Here is an 18,325-nt window from a genome sequence, read left to right as displayed (position 1 = left end):
GAAAATAGATCCGTTTAGGGAAGTCTTGGCAATTCGGCCACTACGCATCGGACGGCAGGAAGAGGCATTTCATTCTGACCAGAGCGTTTTTACGCGCCTTCACCACTTGGTGCGAGGGCGTTGCCGTGTGTGAAACACACCGAGGATTTGGAGGCGATCACCACGTACTCGATAGGGAATGAGATAGGACCAGTTGGGCACTGCCCATTCACGCGTATCTTTGACTCGACCCTCACGGCCCATGGCTGGAAATTGGGCCAGCTTGTCTACGCTGGCGAAAATTGCATCTGAGAAATCATCAGCAGCCTTGGGGTTTTCAAGGGCTATGTAACTAGCTTCGTCTTCCAGGTTTTTGAGGGCTTTTTCAAGCCACTCAACCCGCATTTTTGTCCCAGCGGCGGGCGCGCATTGCCGCAACTTGGTCATCGGTGGCGAATTTACCTTCATCAGCCTCTTCAACCGCCCGTTCAATCTGCGCAGTCAAAGCTCTCTCGTGCTCGATGTAGTCGCGAAGCACATCCATCGCCAGATAGCTCACGGTTTGGCCATTCGTCTTAGCCAGATCGGAGAGCGAGTTCGAAAGGTCTTCTGGCAGGTTCAGGGATATCCCGGTCATGGCAGCCTCGATGGTGAGCGGTTGATGAACATCTTATACCGGCAAGCGCTCACTTGGATTAGCAAGTCGTCGCAACGATATTTCAATTTTTCGCAGTGCCGGATTTTTCCGGAAGTGGTCACGCGAATTGATGGATCAAGAGAAGCGGGGAACTTGACGGTGATGGGCTTTCCAAATGATTGGAAACGTCAGCAGCAATGGGCGCTGGTGTAAGAGAACCGTCGGAAATTTCCCCTTCGCTCTATGGAAATACTCCGCTGACGGATTTGTTTGTCGGATGTTTGGCGTTTGTTTAATCACGCTGCGCGTCACTTCCTGAAAGCTACAAAACCTTGCGGCGCTGCCTACGGTTACGCCAGAATCCGCCGGCTTGTGAGGCTTTACCGTGGGTTTTATCGTTGACCTGCCACTGGTGTTCAGTGGCCGGGTTTAGCAGCTCGCGGTTCATCCGTTGCACGTGCATCTATCACACAGGTGATTCTGCCTGCGTTTGATGGTGGCTGTACGTAGGGCGCCCTAGGGCGCGCCGGCTTTGCGATGTTCCCCGGTCTGCTAACCTGCGTGCAGCTGCCACCCTTGTCGTTTAGCAGCGAGGAGGTTGGCACCCAATAGGGAACAACGCCATGCCTAAGGTCACTCCAAATCCCCCAGAAACAAACAACAAATCCAGCCACGCAAGCCCCGAAACCCAAAACTCCAACCACCTCGACGAAGAACACCAAGCCTTCCTAGCCGACACCAAATCCACCCCCCGCACCCCCTGCTCGATGTACGCCGTCAACCCGGACATCGACGTGCAAACCCTGCTCGGCTGCGTCAGCGAATCATTGGCGTCCGCGAGCGTCATCACCATGGACATTGCCGACCGCGAAACGGGGCCGAGTCGTAATTCTCTGCTGGGCATTCACCAGATCATCATGCTGGCGGAAATCTCGGTGAACCGCGCACTGGATCAGCTCGATCCGATTGGCTGAATCACGGCATTTCCCGGACACGCTAGCGGATGATTTTTCGACCCTGCAAAACGAAGCCCTCGTATCGCTACGAGGGCTTTGTTGTTTGCGGTGTGCAAATCAGGTGTCAGTGACCCGCGCTCTGGCCACCGTCGACGTGGAGGATTTCGCCGGTGACGAAGTTGGCGCTGTCCAGGTAGACGACTGCCTGGGCGATGTCGCCGATTTCGCCCATGTGGCCGACCGGGTGCAGGGCGCCGAGGGCGGCGTGGGTTTCTTCGCCGTGCATCGGGGTCTTGATGATGCCTGGGGATACGGCGTTCACGCGGATGCCGCGTTTGGCGTATTCGATGGCCAGGGATTTGGTCGCGGCATTCAGGCCACCTTTGGTCAGGGAAGCCAGCACCGACGGGACGCCGTCGATGGCGTGGTCGACCAGGCTGGTGGTGATGTTGACGACGTGGCCGCTGCCTTGTTTTTCCATCTCGGCGATGGCGAGTTGGGTGATGTAGAAGAACCCGTTCAGGTTCACCGACAGGACGTTGGCGTAGTCTTCAGCGGTGTATTGGGTGAAGGGTTTGGCAACGAAGATCCCGGCGTTGTTGATCAGGGTGTCGACGCGGCCGAAACGTTCGATGGCTTCACGGATGACTTTTTGGGCGACTTCCGGGTGACCGATGTCGCCAGCCACGGTGAGGATGTCCGGGTCGGTGGACGGTTGGATCGAACGAGAAGTGGCGACGACTTTGTAGTCCAGGTCACGGAAAGCCTTGACCATGCCTGCGCCGAGACCTTGGGAAGCGCCGGTGATAACGATGACTTTTTTCGAATTGCTCATGATGAACCTCTGCTAATTGATAAATGATTTGGAAGATAAGTAATCAGGCTTCGGCGGGGGCCTTCGCCATTTGTCTCAACATCTGCTCGTAGTACTCGACCGACTGTGAACCGGACACCAGGTGGCGACCGTTGAGGACCATGGCCGGCACCGAGTTGATGCCGCGCTGTTGGTAAAAGCCTTCCAGTTCACGCACTTCTTTGGCGAATGCGCCGGAATCCAGCACCTCTTTCGCGGCGGCTGCGTCCAGGCCCGCTTCGGCGGCCAGCTGAACCAGGGTTTCGCGATCACTCGGGTTCTGGCCGTCGGTGAAGTAAGCGCGCAGCAGGATCTTCTTCAGTGCCACTTGCCGGCCTTGCTGCAGCGCCCAATACAACAGTCGATGAGCATCGAAGGTGTTGTAGAAGTGGCTGCGCTTCTCCAGGTCGAAGGTGAAACCGATGGCCTCGCCACGGGCGATCTGCATGGCTTTACCGGCGGCGACGTCTTCGGCGGTGCGCCCGTACTTGCGCATCAGGTGCTCGACGGCTTTCTCGCCCTCGGGCGGCATGTTCGGGTTCAGCTCGAACGGCTTGTAGGTGAGCACCACCGAAACTTCACCGGCGACGTTCTCGATGGCCTGCTCCAGCGCCGTCGCACCCAGTGCGCACCAGGGGCACACCACGTCGGAGATAAAGTCGATGGAAACCTGCGCCGTCACGACTTGCCCTCCTGCTCAGCCAGCTGTTTACGGTACTGAGTGGTGGTAATCCCGGCGTAGCCCCAGTTATCGGTGTCGACTTCTTCGATCACGATGTGGGTCAGGTGCGGGTCCTTCTTGAGCACGCGTTGCAGTGTTTCCGTGATTTCGGCGATCACCCGAGCTTTCTGCTCAGAGGTAACGCCGTCGCGGGTGATACGTACGCTTACGAAAGGCATGAGGAAGATCTCCAGTGACCTGCTCATCGGGATGATGGGTAGGTGTTGGAGCCAAATGTAGGCGCATGGACGGGGGGGATAAAGGTGGGGGCGGGAACATCATTAGTTACGTTGTGTAATGTATTAGGCGAGTTGGTTTATGGGTCCTTGCTTGCTCGCCAGACAGGCCCAGAGAACTTAGGCATTCTGAAAACCCGCTTTATCGTTGACGATCATCGCGAGCAGGCTCGCTCCCACATGGGGCTCCATCAGTGTCCCCCAGCAGGTCGTCTATGGAGTCAAAGCTCTGCCGAATGTCTCGCGCTTCCATCATGGCGCGAGCAGTTTTTTCTGATGGGACACGAACTTCAAACGGAAGGCCTTGAGTCGCCACCACCTGACGCAGAAACAGCCGCATGGCATCGCTAATGCTCAGGCCGCAGGCGTTCAAAACTTCGGTGGCACGCGCCTTCAAATCTTCATCGATGCGGCAACGCACATCTGTCGTTTTCAGTAATGCACCCATGTGATTCACCTCTTTTGAAAATCTGTAGCTACATCAGCGCTACCTCCGGCATTTTGGTGCTGCACTCACTTGAGGGTCAAGCCAGGCGAGACAAGCGGCTCCGTCCTATCAGGCGCCGCTGACATCCTTCTGAGCTGCCCGCCGCATATGTCAGCCCATTGAGCCTGCAATGACGATCAGCCCGTTCCCTTTCTTCCCTGAGAACGGCCGTGGCACCACACAGGAAATGACTGATGGACCCGACCGCCAATTCGCACCCACAAAAAAGCCCCGAACCAGTCGGGGCTTCTTGTTTTCTCAGCCTGTGATCAGGCCTCGAGGCGACAACCCATCATCAGAAGATGTTGATCGGGTAGTCGACGAACACGCGCAGTTCGTTACCGCTGACGTTGTACTCGCTGGATTTCTGCGACACGCGCAGTACCGAGCTGCGCAGTTTCACGCTCAGGTCTTTGGCCGGGCCGCTTTGCACGACGTACTTGAACTGGTTGAAGATTTCGCGCTCGGTGCCGCCTTCGCTGGTGGACGTGGTGATGTTGTCACCGCGTACGTAAGCCACGTTGTAGCTCAGGCCAGGGATGCCGAAAGCGGTGAAGTCCAGGCCGTAGCCCAACTGCCAGCTGCGCTCGTCTTCGGCGTTGAAGTCGGACCAGTAGGAGTTCGCCAGGTAGATGGTGTTGCCGCCATCACCGACACGACCCTGATCTTTCTGGTAGCCGCCGTAGGCGTAGCCCAGGTTGCTGTCACCGGTGCTGCGCTGGTGGGCGACGGTGAACGAGTGCGGGCCGGTGGCGAAGGTGGCCGCCAGGCTCCAGATCTTGTTGTCGTCGCCGGTGGCCTGGGCTTCGCGGACGTAGGAGTTGTCCAGCTTGGTACGGTAGCCGTTGAAGTCCAGGGTCAGGGACTGATCCTTGTCGATCGGGAACACGTAGTTGGCGTTCACGTATTGCTTCTTCAGCACGTCTTCGACGTCGGAGGCGTACAACGCAGCCTTGAACTGTTCGGTGAACTGGTAGCTGCCGCCCAATACGTTGATCGACTTCAGGCCACCACTGTCACGGCCTTCAGCGCTTTTACGCGATTCGGCGGTGAAGCGGCCGGCGTTCAGTTCCAGGCCCTTGATCTCTTTCGAGGTGATCAGGGTACCGGTGTAGCTTTCCGGCAGCAGGCGCACGTTGTCGTAGCTCAGCACCGGCAGTGCTGGCATTTGGTCGCCGTAGGTCAACACCGTGTTGGACACACGGAACTTGACCGCTGCGCCACCCTTGGACAGGTCGTCGGCGGCGTTGCCGCTGTCGCCCTTCTTGAAGAAGTCGATACCTTGCGCGCCGGTGCGGCCCTTGCCGCCATCCAGACGCAGCGCGTACAGACCGAAAGCATCCACACCCACACCCACGGTGCCTTGGGTGAAACCGGACGAGAAGGTACCGATGGCGGCCTGGCCCCATTCGGCCTTGTCCGCACGACCATCTTTGTAGTCACGGTTGATGTAGGCATTGCGCAGCAGCACTTTGAGGCTGCTGTCTTCCACGAAACCCTTGGATTCGGCCTGGTCGTTAGCCATTGCCGATGTAGCGCTCAACATCCCCAGAGCGATCAGACTGATCCGCTTATTCAACATTTTGTTCTTTTCCTAATGACGGGTGGATACGCGCTGTGTCGAACGGCTGAATCGGCGCTATCGCACTCTTTTTTCATCCCGAAACAAAAAAGCCCGCCCACGAAACATCGCGGCGGGCCTTTTTATTATTTTGAGTCATGGCGGTTGGCCACAGGCGTTGGACGGCATCCTAGTCGGGCCCGGAAGCCTGTGTCAATTTCATGAATCTTCTGAATATAGGCGAAAAAGGTCTAAGGGGACTTGTGTGCGACCAATGGCTACAGGAGCGAGCCTGCTCGCGAAAGTGTTTATCCAACAGCAGGGTTGTTGAATCAGTGACCGCTTTCGCGAGCAGGGCTCGCTCCCACATTGGGCCTGCAGTGCCCGAGGCAAAACACCCGCCCATAAAAAACGCCGCCATCCTGGCAGCGCTTTGCTCGATCCGTCGTTTTTCTTCTTATCCTTCCATCACATCCCACAACGCATCCAGTTCCGCCTCGCTGAACAAACCAGCGGGATAGCGCTCGATCATCATCCGGCGCGGATCAGTTTCCCTGATCTGACGCGTTCCATTGGACTTCAACCAGTGCGCCAGGACCTGGAGCGATTCACTGTTTACAGCCAGGGGATGCGGTGCCCGCTCATTCATCATGTTCACTTCAGCGTTCATTTCCGCGCTCTCTCCCGGTTTGTGAGCGGCTAACTTATCCAAGGTTTATGACAGAACATCGAAGTTCTCCCCCTCCCCGTTTCACTTCATGAGAGATACAAGAGCTGTGCCAATGTGTCGCAACGGTCGACCAGCGGATACATAAAAGCCCGCAGTCCTTGCGGGCTGCGGGCTTCTTGCACGGCATCGAGGGAACGCTTTTACCTGAGTGTTTTTGTAGGAAACTCAGACTGTTACAACTGCACTCACTCTTTGTGCGGCGCGGGTTGCTGTTGGGTAAGGCAATGGATATTGCCGCCCCCCAGTAACAGTTCGCGACCCGGCACCATGACCACCTCGTGCTGCGGGAACAGGCTTTGCAGAATCTCCTTGGCCGGGCCATCCAGCGGATCGTCGAAGCTTGGCGCAATGATGCCGCCGTTGACGATGAGGAAATTCACGTAGGAACCGGCCAGACGAACCGACGGATTACGTTCCTGGGTGCCATCCACCGGATCGACACCGGCACATTCCTCTTCGGTGGCATACAACGGCCCCGGAATCGGCATCTTGTGCACCGTGAACGGGCGTCCCCGGGCGTCCGTGCTGCTTTGCAGCACCTTCATCGCGGCCTGGCAACGCGGGTAGTTCGGGTCCTGCGGATCATCGGTCCAGGCCAGCAATACTTCACCCGGACGCACGTAGCAGCAGAAGTTATCCACATGACCGTCGGTTTCGTCGTTGAACAAACCGTCCGGCAGCCAGATGATTTTATCCACCGCCAGCTGCGCGCTGAGCACCGCTTCGATCTCCTCGCGACTCAGGTGCGGGTTACGGTTGCGGTTGAGCAGGCATTCTTCGGTGGTGATCAGGGTGCCTTCGCCGTCGACGTGAATCGAACCGCCCTCCAGCACGAAGCCTTCGGTGCGATAACGCGGGCTGCGTTCGATCTCGAGGATCTTGCCGCCGACCTGCGAATCACGGTTCCACGGTGAATACAGGCCACCGTCAAAACCGCCCCACGCGTTGAAGTCCCAGTTCACGCCACGCACTTCACCGCTGTTATTGATGACGAAGGTCGGGCCGGTGTCGCGCACCCAGGCATCGTCGCTGGACATTTCCACCACGCGGATATTCGGCACGTCGAGGCGCGCGCGGGCGTTTTCGTACTGGCCGGCGGAAACACCGACGGTCACCGGTTCGAACCGGGCAATCGCCTTGGCGACGGCGACGTGGGCGGCTTGCGCCGGTTTGCCGCCCAGGCGCCAGTTGTCCGGGCGCTCGGGCCAGATCATCCAGGTCTGGGTTTGGGGGGCCCACTCGGCCGGCATGTAGAAGCCATCGGCGCGTGGCGTGCTGTTTAATGTGGTCATGACGATCAGGACTCCAGAGAACCGTCGAGGGTTTTGAGAGCACCATACAGGTTCGGACGGCGGTCACGGAAGGCGCCCCAGGCGCTGCGGATGTGTTCCAGCTCGTCGAGGTCGAAACGATGGACCAGCACGCCCTCTTCGGTTCTGTCGAGTTCTTCGACTTTCTCGCCGAACTGGTTGGCGATGAACGACGAACCATAGAAGGTGATGTCGTAGCCGTCCTGCTCCTCGTTGCCGATGCGGTTGCTGGCGACCAGCGGCATCAGGTTGGCGCCGGCATGGCCCTGCTGCACGCGCTGCCAGTGATCGCGGGAGGAAATGCTCTTGTCGTGCGGCTCGCTGCCGATGGCGGTCGGGTAGAACAGGATCTCCGCACCCTGCAACGCCATGCTGCGCGCGCATTCCGGGAACCACTGGTCCCAGCAGATGCCCACACCGATTTTTGCGTAACGGGTGTTCCACACTTTGAAACCCGTGTCGCCCGGGTTGAAGTAGTACTTCTCGTGATAGCCGGGGCCGTCCGGAATATGGCTTTTCCGATAAATCCCGAGGTTGCTGCCGTCGGCATCGATGATCGCGATGCTGTTGAAGCGCGCACGCCCGGCCCGCTCGTAGAAACTGATCGGCAGCACCACCTGCAACTCTTTGGCGACCTTCTGGAAATGCTTGATGGCGACGTTGTCGTCAACCGTGGTGGCCAGTTGCAGGTAATCCGGGTTGGGCTTCTGGCAGAAGTACGGCGCCTCGAACAGTTCCTGGATCAGGATGATCTGCGCGCCCTTGGCCGCTGCCTCGCGCACCAGTCGTTCAGCGTTTTCGAGGTTGGCTTCAAGGTCCCAGGAACAGGCCATCTGGGTGGCGGCGACGGTAACGATACGGCTCATGAATCATCTCCGGGCAAGTGCGTGATGGTCGGGCATGGTTCATCCATATCCAGACATTGGCAACTTTATAGCCGATAAATATCGGCTTTAGAAGTGATTAATTTGCCATACGCCTCAAATCACGCCATCCAAACCAGATAACAATCGAATTAAGCCATCACAAAACCTTGTGGGAGCGAGCCTGCTCGCGATGGCGATGGACCCGACAACAATCATGCTGGCCGGTAGACCGCTATCGCGAGCAGGCTCGCTCCCACAGGTGATGGTTTCAACAGATGAGATCAGAGACCTTCGCCGAGCACCTTGGAAAGCATGTCGACAAAGAAATCCACGCTGCGACGCGAGGTGACCATCGGCGGCTTGATCTTGAGCACGTTCAGGTAGTCGCCGGTCGGCTGCATGAAAATCCCCAACTCGCGCAGGCGATCGCACAGTGCGGTGGTTTCTTCGGTCGCCGGCTCCAGGGTCTCGCGGTTGCGGATCAATTCGACGCCCAGGTAAAAACCGGACCCGTGCACCGCGCCCACCAGCGGATGGAGATCGATCAGCGCTTCGAGACGCTCCTTGAAGTAGCCGCCGACGACCTGAGCGTTTTCCCAGAGCTTTTCTTCCTCCATCACGTCCAGCACCGCCATGCCGACCTGGCAACTGACCGGGCTGCCACCGGCCGACGAGAAGAAGTAACCCTCGGCCTCCAGTGCCTCGGCGATCTCCCGGCGGGTAATCACCGCACCCAGCGGCTGGCCGTTGCCCATGCCCTTGGCCATGGTGATGATGTCCGGCACCACGCCCTGCTCTTCAAACCCCCAGAAGAAATGCCCCATGCGCCCGTAACCGACCTGCACTTCGTCGGCGATGCACACGCCGCCCTGGGCGCGGACCAGACCGTAGACCTGTTTCAGGTAACCCGGCGGCAACGAGATGCCCCCGGCATTGCCGTACACCGGCTCGCAAATGAAACCGGCCAGCGGACGACCTTGCGTGGCGATTTTCGCCAGGTTGTGCTCGACGCTGCGCACGTAGTCCGGCGCGCTGTCCGGGCCACGGAACTCACCGCGATAGGTGTTCGGCGCAGGCACCGGATGCACCCAGTCGGGGCGGCTGCTCAAGGCCATGGGGTTGTCGGCGATCGACGTCGACACCGCATCCGCGCCCACCGTCCAGCCGTGATAGGCCTCCAGCACGCTGATGATGTCGCGACCGCCGCTGTAGGCCCACGCCAGACGGATCGCCAGGTCATTGGCCTCGCTGCCGCTGTTGACCAGGAACACCCGATCCATGGAATCGGGCGACAACTTCAGCAAGCGTTCGGAAAACTCGGCCACCGCCGCATAGTTGAACCGCGAGTTGGTGTTGAGCAGCGACCACTGGCGGGCAGCCACCGCGGCCATGCGCGGATGACCATGGCCCAGCACCGCGACGTTGTTCAGCATGTCGAGGTAGGAGCGGCCCTGCATGTCGATCAGGTGGTTGCGCCAGCCGCGCTCGATGCGCGGCGGATCGACGTAATAGTGTTTTTGCGTGCGGGCGAAGCTGGCGTCGCGGCGTGCCAGCAAGGTGTGCGCATCCAGTTCCGCTTCGGCGTCGCACGCCAGCCCCAGCAACGCCGCCGGTGACGGGCACAACGCCTGCCAGGCGGCCGCGCGCGAGGGCGTGCAGAACAACGGTGCCGCCAGCGAAGCGCCTCGACACAACTGCACCCGCAATGGCCCGCTGACCGCGCCCAGCACCTGCCCTTTGACCAGCGCCGCACCGCTGTGCAGCGACGGCGTCACGCCCCACAGGCGCACGCTCAACTGCGGCCCGTCGAGTTGCAGCACCCCCGGCGCCGGTTGATGCACCACGCCGGCAAACGGTGACTCGACCGCCGTCCCCTGGGGCACGCGCAACTCGACATGCAGCGGGCAGGTCTCCGGTTCGCCGGCGCTGTCCGGGCGGGTGCGCGACAAGCGGTACTGCCCGTAACGACTCGCCGCCAGGCCATGCACCGCCGCCGCTTCATCCAGCAGGCGCTGATCGATGCCCTCCTGCTCCCAGTTACCGGCCTCGAAATGCGGGCTGAGCACGCCCAGGTCGATCAAGGCGAATTCGCCTCCGACCAGGCTTGGCAACAACGGCGCAAAACCCTCGTTGCCGATCTCCGGCAGGCGCTGTCCCACGCACGTGAGGATGGCGGCCTCCATCAGCGCCAGAGGCAGCGAGGTGGCGACACGGAAAATTTCCCACTCGTGGGTCAGGTTGTCGCGACTGTATTGGTTGCCCGGATCGATGCTGACCTGCTGTTCGCCGCTGAGCACCAACACGGCGGCCCGGGCAACGATCAACGGCCACAGCGCCAGCAGTTCTTCGTGTTGCAGCGGATTGACCGCGTGATAGGCCTGGATCGCCGGCAGGATATAGAACGGATCGCCATCGGCATGGTGCAGCAACGCCGCGCAGGTCACCGACAGGTCGGTGATGCGCCAGGTGCGCACCAGGTCGCCGAAATCGATCACGCCCTGCAACTGCCACTGGCGCTGCGCATCACGCTGCCAGACCACGTTGTCATCGGTGATGTCCATGTGGATGGCCTGCACCGGCAACCTGTCCACCAACGGCCGCAAGGCCTGTTCGGCTTGCGCGGCGGCTTGTGCGATCAAGGTTCGTTGCGCGTCGTCCTTGATGACGGGTAACAGGTGCGCGATCAGCGCAGCGGCGTGGCGAGCGTCCCATTGCAGGGTGCGTTCCAGCCCCGCATGGCTGAAGTGGGCCAGCGCCAGGTCCATTTCACCGCAGAGCCGACCGAAACCGCTCACCACCGAACGGGGCAGATGGTCCAGATGGGTGAGCGGCTGGCCCTCGATGTACTCGAGCAGGCGCACGTGCACCGCTTGCCCCGCGACTTCCAGCGACAGCAGGTCGGCGCCGGTGCGGGAGGCAATCACCCGCGGCACCTGCACCCCCGAGTGCTCGGCCAGGTGCTTGAGGCCGGCGTGCTGGGCCTGCAACTCGAGCACCGAATAGTCACCCCGGCAGATTTTCAGGACGAAACGCCCTTCGGCGCTGTCGACACGGTAGTTGAGGTCCTGCTGGCTGCCGAGAGCCTGCAAGCGCCCGCTCAGCCCGTAATGCCCCTCGAGCAGCTCTAGCGCTTGCGCCGCAGACACCTGCGGGCTGGGCAAACTGGCGCGATGAATCAACGTGGCGAGTGGCATGCGACAACCCCTGAAATATTATTAGGCGCTTATATCGCCACTGCGCCGATCGATAATCAACCCCCGCCCATGCGCCAAAACCCAAATAGCCGTCACAACGCTATTGCACCACCCGCCTTCTGCCGACAAGCTATGCTCATTTGCTTCAATGCTCTTACAAATAAAGGCTGGCCTACATGCGTATTCTCATCACCGGCGGCGCCGGATTCATTGGCTCTGCTCTGGTTCGCCACCTGATTCGACACACCGAGCACGAAGTGCTCAACCTGGACAAACTGACCTACGCCGGCAACCTGGAATCGCTGACCAGCATTGCCAACGACACCCGCTATGAATTCGTCCAGGCCGACATCGTTGATCAGCCGACGGTGAGCGCGGTGCTGGCGCGCTTCCAGCCGCACGCGATCATGCACCTGGCGGCGGAATCCCATGTCGACCGCTCCATCGACGGCCCGTCGGATTTCATCCAGACCAACATCGTCGGCACCTACAGCCTGCTGGAGGCCACCCGCGCCTACTGGAACACCCTGGCTGAACCGGAAAAAAGCGCCTTCCGCTTCCATCACATTTCCACGGACGAGGTCTACGGCGACCTGCACGGTGTCGATGACCTGTTCACCGAAACCACGCCTTACGCACCGAGTTCGCCCTACTCCGCCAGCAAGGCTGCGTCCGACCACCTGGTCCGCGCCTGGCAGCGCACCTACGGCCTGCCGGTACTGCTGACCAACTGCTCGAACAACTACGGCCCGTTCCACTTCCCGGAAAAGCTGATCCCGCTGGTGATTCTCAATGCCCTGGCCGGCAAGCCGCTGCCGGTCTACGGCAACGGCCTGCAGATCCGCGACTGGCTGTTTGTCGAAGATCACGCCCGGGCCCTGTTCAAGGTGGTCACCGAAGGCGTCGTCGGCGAGACCTACAACATCGGTGGGCACAATGAGCAGAAGAACATCGACGTCGTGCGCGGCATCTGCGCCCTGCTCGAAGAACTCGCGCCGCACAAACCCGCAGGCGTTGCACATTTCGCCGACCTGATCACGTTCGTCCAGGATCGTCCCGGCCATGACCTGCGTTACGCCATCGATGCCGGCAAGATTGAACGCGAACTCGGCTGGGTGCCCGAAGAAACCTTCGAGACCGGCCTGCGCAAAACCGTCCAGTGGTACCTGGAAAACCTCGAATGGTGCCGTCGCGTTCAGGATGGCAGCTACCAGGGTGAACGATTGGGCGCCATCAATACCAAGGAGTTGATCGCATGATGAAAGGAATTGTGTTGGCCGGTGGCTCGGGCACGCGTTTGCACCCGATCACCCTCGGCGTGTCCAAGCAACTGCTGCCGATCTACGACAAACCGATGATCTACTACCCGATCTCGGTCCTGATGCTGGCCGGCATCAAGGACATCCTGCTGATCTCCACCCCCCAGGACCTGCCGCAGTATCGCAACCTGCTGGGTGACGGCAGCCAGTTCGGTGTGCGTTTCAGCTACGCCGAGCAGCCTTCGCCGGATGGCCTGGCCCAGGCCTTCCTGATCGGTGAAGAATTCATCGGCGATGACCCGGTGTGCCTGATCCTCGGTGACAACATCTTCCACGGCCAGCACTTCGGCGATCAATTGAAGGAGGCGGTGAAGCGCGAGTCCGGCGCGACGGTCTTCGGCTACTGGGTCAAGGACCCGGAGCGTTTCGGCGTGATCGATTTCGACAGCGAAGGCCGCGCCCTGTCGATCGAAGAAAAACCCAAGGCCCCGAAATCCAGCTACGCCGTGACCGGGCTGTACTTCTACGACAACGATGTGATCGAGATCGCCAAGGCCGTGAAGCCCTCGCCTCGCGGCGAACTGGAGATCACCGACGTCAACAATGCCTACCTGCAACGCGGCGACCTGCAGGTCGAGCGCTTCGGTCGCGGTTTCGCCTGGCTGGACACCGGCACCCATGACAGCCTGCTCGATGCCTCGCAATACGTGCAGACCATCGAACACCGCCAGGGCCTGAAGGTCGCCTGCCTCGAAGAAATCGCCTACGACAACGGCTGGATCAGCCGTGAACTGTTGCTCGAGCGCGCTCAGTATTTCGGCAAGACCGGGTACGGCCAGTACCTCTTCAAACTGGCCGAGGCTGGAAAATGAATGTGATTGAAACCGCCCTGCCCGGCGTGTTGATCCTCGAGCCCAAGGTGTTCGGCGACGAACGCGGCTTTTTCTACGAGAGTTTCAACGCCAAGGCCTTTGAGCAGGCGACGGGCCTTCAACGGCAGTTCGTGCAGGACAACCATTCACGCTCCGTAAAAGGCGTGCTGCGCGGTCTGCATTACCAGCTGGAAAATACCCAGGGCAAACTTGTACGTGTAACGCTGGGTGAAGTGCTCGATGTGGCGGTGGACGTTCGTCGCAGCTCACCGAATTTCGGCCGGTGGGAAGCCGTGCGCTTGTCGGCACAAAATGCTCGGCAACTCTGGGTGCCGGAAGGTTTTGCCCACGGGTTCGTGGTGTTGAGTGACGTCGCCGAATTCCTCTACAAGACCACCGACTATTACAACCCGGCCGCCGAGCGCTGCATCCGTTGGGACGACCCGACGCTCGCCATCGACTGGCAGTTGACCGAAGCGCCGCAACTGTCGGCCAAGGACCAACTGGGTAAAACCCTGCAGGAGGTCGACCTGTTTCCATGAGAATTCTTATCAGCGGTCAACATGGACAGGTCTCAACTGAACTGCAACATCACCTGAAAACGCTTGGCGAACTGGTTGTTCCGGGGCGCGGTCAGTTCGACCTGACCGACCCGCAACAACTGCGTCAGCAAGTTCAACGCGTTCGTCCCGACCTGATCATCAACGCCGCAGCGTACACCGCGGTCGATCAAGCCGAGACCGAACCGCAGGTGGCTTTCGCCATCAACGCCGTGGCACCAGGCATCCTCGCCGAAGAAGCCGCGGCATTGGGTATTCCACTGATTCACTACTCCACCGACTACGTGTTCGACGGCAGCAAAAGCTCGCCCTACACCGAAGACGACGCGCCGAATCCGCTGGGCGTCTACGGCCAGAGCAAGCTGGCCGGCGAGCAGGCGATCAGCGCGGTGCAAGGCCAGCACCTGATCTTGCGCACCAGTTGGGTCTACTCGGCCCATGGCCGCAATTTCCTGCTGACCATGCAACGCCTGCTGCAGGAAAAACCGGAGCTGCGTGTGGTCGCCGATCAGATCGGTGCGCCCACCTGGGCCGGCACCATCGCCCGCAGCACGCTCGCCTTGATCGAACGTTGGCAGGCGGGACAAACCGGCGCCTGGGGCACTTATCACCTGACGGCTCAAGGCGAAACGTCCTGGTTCGGCTTTGCCCAGGCCATCGGCGAGGCGTTGCGCGCACAGGGCAAGCCATGCGCCAACCTGATACCGATCCCGTCCAGCGACTACCCGACCCCCGCCACCCGACCGCTGAACTCGCGCCTGGACGGCCGACGCCTGCAGCGTGAATGGGGCGTCAGCCAGCCCGACTGGCAAACCGCGCTGCACGAGTGCCTTGCCGAACAAGCCTAGGCATAATGCGCCTGTACCCACAGGCGCCTGATGCTCATGACTCCGACCCTTCCCCGCCGACCCCGCTGGCGCAGCCTGGCCCTGCTTGCACTGTGCCTGGCGCCCTTGCTGTGGCCGCTGGAGCATCTGGCCGAGCGCTACTACCGCAGCGAACTGGCCGGGCAGAACCGTCAGACCCTCGACCTGTACGTCGCCAACCTGTTGGGCACCCTGCACCGCTATGAGGTGCTGCCGCAGATCCTCGGCGACCTGCCGGCCCTGCGCGCGGACCTGTCGGCACCGGACGATGGCGTCATCCAGGGCAACGCCAACCGCCTGTTGAAGAACATCGCCACGCAGACCGGTGCCGAAGTCATGTACCTGATGGACACGCAGGGCAATACGATTGCCGCGTCCAACTGGGACAAACACGACAGTTTCGTCGGCCGCAACTTTGCCTTCCGGCCTTATTTCAGCGAGGCCATGGCCGGGCGCCTGGGGCGTTTTTTCGGCCTGGGCACCACCTCGGCCAAACGCGGGTATTTCTTCGCCGCAGCCGTGCGTGACCGGGAAAAGGTCATCGGCGTACTGGTGACCAAAGTCGACCTGGACCACACCGAAAGCCTCTGGGGCAAGACCCCCGAACAACTGCTGGTCACCGACCACAACGGCGTGGTCATCCTCACCTCGCGGCCTGAATGGCGCTTTCGTGCGACCCGGCCGTTGAGCGACGCCGAGCGCGCGGCGATCATCGCCATCCAACCCTATCCGACCCGCGAGCCAAAGCCGCTGCATCTCAGCCCCGATGCCTGGTTGACCCAGACCCAACAGATTGACGAAACCGGCTGGAGCGTGAGCATCCTCGCGCCGCGCACGCTGATCGACCGGCCCGTACGCACGGTGGTCGCCATCGGCGGCGCGACGCTGCTGGTGTTGATGCTGTTGCTCGGCCTGATGATGCAACGCCGCCGCCATTACCTGGAGCGGATCGCCTTCGAAGCCAAGGCGCGACGGGAACTGGAAGGCCGGGTCGCCGAGCGTACCAGCGACCTGGAAGGCCTCAACCGCCGGCTGAAGCAGGAAGTGCTCGAGCGCGAGCACGCGCAACAGGAGCTGGTGCGCGCCCAGGATGACCTGGTGCAGGCCGGCAAATTGTCGGCGCTCGGCACCATGTCGGCGAGCATCAGCCACGAACTCAATCAACCGCTGGCGGCCATCCGCAGCTACGCGGAAAACGCCGAAGTGCTGCTCGATCATCAACGCATCGACGACGCGCGCGGCAACCTCAAGCTGATCAGCGAACTGACCGGGCGCATGGCCTCGATCATTGCCCACCTGCGGGCCTTTGCCCGCCGTGATCGCCACGCGCCGGAAAGCGTGGCGCTGCAACCAGCGCTGGATGACGCGCTGGCGCTGCTGGCCAAGCGCCGGCGCAGCATGGAAGTCGAACTGATCCGCGACCTGCCGGCTGCCGCCCTGTGGGTCGAGGCCGGGGAAACCCGTCTGCGCCAGGTGCTCGGCAACCTGCTGGCCAACGCCCTGGACGCGCTGACGGAAAAGGGCCCGCCACGTAAACTCTGGTTGAGTGCCCAATCCACCGCCGACGGCGTCAACCTGACCATTCGCGACAACGGCCCGGGCTTTTGCATGGAAGCCCTGGGGCGCGCCAGCGAGCCGTTCTACACCACCAAGACCCGGACTCAGGGGCTGGGGTTGGGACTGGCGATCTGCGAGACACTGATGCGCGCCTTCGGCGGGGAACTGTTGTTCTCCAACCACAAGGAAGGCGGCGCGCTGATTACCCTGAAACTGCGCGCAGGCGCGCCGGGCGTGAGCCTGCAACCGTCCGAGGACCGAAGTGCATGACCATCGACAACCGCATTCAGGTCGTGCTGATCGACGATGACCCACACCTGCGTCAGGCCCTCAGCCAGACCCTGGACCTCGCCGGCCTGAAAATACTGCCGCTGGGCGAAGCCAAGGGCCTGGCCGGACAACTGGAACGCGACTGGCCGGGCGTGGTGGTCAGCGACATCCGCATGCCGGGCATGGACGGTCTTGAGCTGCTGGGCGAACTGCATGCCATGGACCCGGAGCTGCCGGTATTGCTGATCACCGGCCATGGCGACGTGCCGCTGGCGGTGCAGGCGATGCGTGCCGGGGCCTATGACTTTCTGGAAAAGCCTTTCGCCAGCGACGCCCTGCTCGACAGCGTGCGCCGCGCGTTGGCCGTGCGCCGACTGGTGCTGGACAACCGCAGCCTGCGCCTGGCCCTGAGCGACCGTCATGAACTGAGCGCGCGGCTGGTCGGGCAATCGGCCTCCATGCTGCGCTTGCGCGAGCAGATCGGTGCACTCGCGGCGACCAAGGCCGACGTGCTGATCCTCGGCGAAACCGGTGCCGGCAAAGAAGTCGTGGCCCGGGCGCTGCACGATCTGTCGAGCCGGCGCAATGGACCGTTCGTGGCGATCAATGCCGGTGCCCTGGCGGAGTCGGTCGTGGAAAGCGAGTTGTTCGGCCACGAACCGGGCGCCTTCACCGGCGCGCAAAAACGCCGTATCGGCAAGTTCGAATTCGCCAATGGCGGCACGCTGTTCCTCGACGAAATCGAAAGCATGAGCCTGGACGTGCAGGTGAAACTGCTGCGGTTGCTGCAGGAGCGCGTGGTCGAGCGCCTGGGTGGCAACCAGTTGATCCCGCTGGACATCCGCATCATCGCGGCGACCAAGGAAGACTTGCGCCAGTCCGCCGATCAGGGACGCTTCCGCGCCGACCTGTATTACCGGCTCAACGTCGCGCCGCTGCGCATTCCGCCGCTGCGCGAGCGCGGTGAGGATGCGCTGATGCTGTTCCAGCACTTCGCCGACGAAGCCAGTGCCCGCCATGGCCTGCCGCCCCACGAACTGCAACCGGGGCAGCGGGCGCTGTTGCTGCGCCACACCTGGCCGGGCAACGTGCGGGAACTGCAAAACGCCGCCGAACGCTTCGCCCTGGGCCTGGAACTGGCGCTGGACAACAGCGCAGCGGACGGCATGCCCGGCACCCCGGTCGAGGTGGTCAGTGGCGGGCTGAGCGAGCAGGTGGAGAACTTCGAGAAATCGTTGATTGCCGCCGAACTGGCACGCTCCCACAGCTCGGTGCGCAGCCTTGCCGAAGCCCTGGGCATTCCGCGCAAGACCTTGCACGACAAACTGCGCAAGCATGGGCTGAACTTCGCCGACAGCGGTGCGCAACACGCTGCCGACGAATCCGATTGAACCCTTCACCTCCAACACGA

The 18,325-nt window shown here is 61.3% G+C and carries 19 protein-coding genes; 8 read left to right on the top strand and 11 right to left on the bottom strand.

Features of this window, described 5'->3' with window-relative positions; all coding sequences use genetic code 11:
• Positions 1 to 99: 99 nt before the first annotated feature.
• Positions 100 to 384 (bottom strand): type II toxin-antitoxin system RelE/ParE family toxin, encoded by a 285-nt coding sequence (locus tag IB249_RS20315; RefSeq protein WP_192307846.1) that lies wholly within the window; start codon positions 382 to 384, stop codon positions 100 to 102.
• Positions 374 to 616, bottom strand: coding sequence for a CopG family ribbon-helix-helix protein (locus IB249_RS20310; protein ID WP_192307503.1), 243 nt, complete (start codon positions 614 to 616; stop codon positions 374 to 376). Before IB249_RS20310 ends, IB249_RS20315 begins: the two co-directional genes overlap by 11 nt.
• A 24-nt stretch (positions 617 to 640) precedes the next feature.
• Between IB249_RS20310 and IB249_RS20305 the strand changes: the two genes are divergently transcribed.
• Complete coding sequence (locus IB249_RS20305) at positions 641 to 829, top strand: hypothetical protein (RefSeq protein ID WP_192307502.1); 189 nt, start codon at positions 641 to 643, stop codon at positions 827 to 829.
• A gap of 410 nt (positions 830 to 1,239) precedes the next feature.
• Complete coding sequence (locus IB249_RS20300; RefSeq protein WP_192307501.1) at positions 1,240 to 1,590, top strand: DUF6124 family protein; 351 nt, start codon at positions 1,240 to 1,242, stop codon at positions 1,588 to 1,590.
• A gap of 106 nt (positions 1,591 to 1,696) precedes the next feature.
• Here the strand turns inward: IB249_RS20300 and IB249_RS20295 are convergent, their stop codons facing one another.
• From IB249_RS20295 to IB249_RS20255, 9 genes are all read right to left on the bottom strand, one after another.
• Positions 1,697 to 2,407, bottom strand: coding sequence for an SDR family NAD(P)-dependent oxidoreductase (locus IB249_RS20295; protein WP_192307500.1), 711 nt, complete (start codon positions 2,405 to 2,407; stop codon positions 1,697 to 1,699).
• Positions 2,408 to 2,450: 43 nt separating this feature from the next.
• Complete coding sequence (locus tag IB249_RS20290) at positions 2,451 to 3,107, bottom strand: DsbA family oxidoreductase (protein WP_192307499.1); 657 nt, start codon at positions 3,105 to 3,107, stop codon at positions 2,451 to 2,453.
• Entirely contained in the window at positions 3,104 to 3,325 is a 222-nt protein-coding gene (locus IB249_RS20285; RefSeq protein WP_192307498.1) for a tautomerase family protein, read from the bottom strand. The genes IB249_RS20290 and IB249_RS20285 overlap by 4 nt, the downstream gene beginning before the upstream one ends.
• 199 nt (positions 3,326 to 3,524) lie before the next feature.
• Positions 3,525 to 3,830, bottom strand: coding sequence for a type II toxin-antitoxin system RelB/DinJ family antitoxin (locus IB249_RS20280; RefSeq protein WP_192307497.1), 306 nt, complete (start codon positions 3,828 to 3,830; stop codon positions 3,525 to 3,527).
• Between the two features lie 334 nt (positions 3,831 to 4,164).
• Positions 4,165 to 5,451, bottom strand: a complete 1,287-nt coding sequence (locus IB249_RS20275; RefSeq protein ID WP_192307496.1) for an OprD family porin — start codon at positions 5,449 to 5,451, stop codon at positions 4,165 to 4,167.
• Between the two features lie 436 nt (positions 5,452 to 5,887).
• Positions 5,888 to 6,100, bottom strand: a complete 213-nt coding sequence (locus tag IB249_RS20270; protein WP_192307495.1) for a hypothetical protein — start codon at positions 6,098 to 6,100, stop codon at positions 5,888 to 5,890.
• Positions 6,101 to 6,345: 245 nt separating this feature from the next.
• On the bottom strand, positions 6,346 to 7,452 hold the full coding sequence (gene aguA / locus IB249_RS20265; protein WP_192307494.1) for an agmatine deiminase: 1,107 nt from the start codon (positions 7,450 to 7,452) through the stop codon (positions 6,346 to 6,348).
• A 5-nt stretch (positions 7,453 to 7,457) separates the two neighbouring features.
• Complete coding sequence (gene aguB, locus IB249_RS20260) at positions 7,458 to 8,336, bottom strand: N-carbamoylputrescine amidase (protein WP_192307493.1); 879 nt, start codon at positions 8,334 to 8,336, stop codon at positions 7,458 to 7,460.
• A 281-nt stretch (positions 8,337 to 8,617) separates the two neighbouring features.
• Positions 8,618 to 11,530, bottom strand: coding sequence for an aminotransferase (locus tag IB249_RS20255; RefSeq protein ID WP_192307492.1), 2,913 nt, complete (start codon positions 11,528 to 11,530; stop codon positions 8,618 to 8,620).
• Positions 11,531 to 11,706: 176 nt separating this feature from the next.
• On the opposite strand from IB249_RS20255, the gene rfbB reads away from it, so the two are divergent.
• Genes rfbB through IB249_RS20225 form a run of 6 tightly spaced genes read left to right on the top strand, consistent with a single transcriptional unit; the run spans position 11,707 to position 18,305 of the window.
• Positions 11,707 to 12,789, top strand: a complete 1,083-nt coding sequence (gene rfbB, locus IB249_RS20250; protein WP_192307491.1) for a dTDP-glucose 4,6-dehydratase — start codon at positions 11,707 to 11,709, stop codon at positions 12,787 to 12,789.
• Positions 12,786 to 13,661 (top strand): glucose-1-phosphate thymidylyltransferase RfbA, encoded by an 876-nt coding sequence (gene rfbA / locus IB249_RS20245; protein ID WP_192307490.1) that lies wholly within the window; start codon positions 12,786 to 12,788, stop codon positions 13,659 to 13,661. Before rfbB ends, rfbA begins: the two co-directional genes overlap by 4 nt.
• Positions 13,658 to 14,203, top strand: coding sequence for a dTDP-4-dehydrorhamnose 3,5-epimerase (gene rfbC, locus IB249_RS20240; RefSeq protein ID WP_192307489.1), 546 nt, complete (start codon positions 13,658 to 13,660; stop codon positions 14,201 to 14,203). The genes rfbA and rfbC overlap by 4 nt, the downstream gene beginning before the upstream one ends.
• Positions 14,200 to 15,069, top strand: coding sequence for a dTDP-4-dehydrorhamnose reductase (rfbD, locus tag IB249_RS20235; RefSeq protein ID WP_192307488.1), 870 nt, complete (start codon positions 14,200 to 14,202; stop codon positions 15,067 to 15,069). Before rfbC ends, rfbD begins: the two co-directional genes overlap by 4 nt.
• 36 nt (positions 15,070 to 15,105) lie before the next feature.
• The gene (locus tag IB249_RS20230) at positions 15,106 to 16,914 is read left to right on the top strand and encodes a sensor histidine kinase (RefSeq protein WP_192307487.1); all 1,809 of its coding nucleotides are present in this window, start codon (positions 15,106 to 15,108) and stop codon (positions 16,912 to 16,914) included.
• Positions 16,911 to 18,305, top strand: coding sequence for a sigma-54-dependent transcriptional regulator (locus IB249_RS20225; RefSeq protein ID WP_192307486.1), 1,395 nt, complete (start codon positions 16,911 to 16,913; stop codon positions 18,303 to 18,305). The genes IB249_RS20230 and IB249_RS20225 overlap by 4 nt, the downstream gene beginning before the upstream one ends.
• Positions 18,306 to 18,325: the final 20 nt, after the last annotated feature.

This window comes from Pseudomonas sp. PDM04 (genome assembly GCF_014851765.1).
Taxonomy (GTDB): domain Bacteria; phylum Pseudomonadota; class Gammaproteobacteria; order Pseudomonadales; family Pseudomonadaceae; genus Aquipseudomonas.
Note: the sequence above shows the minus strand (reverse complement) of the source record. Positions and strands in the feature narration are given on the sequence as shown.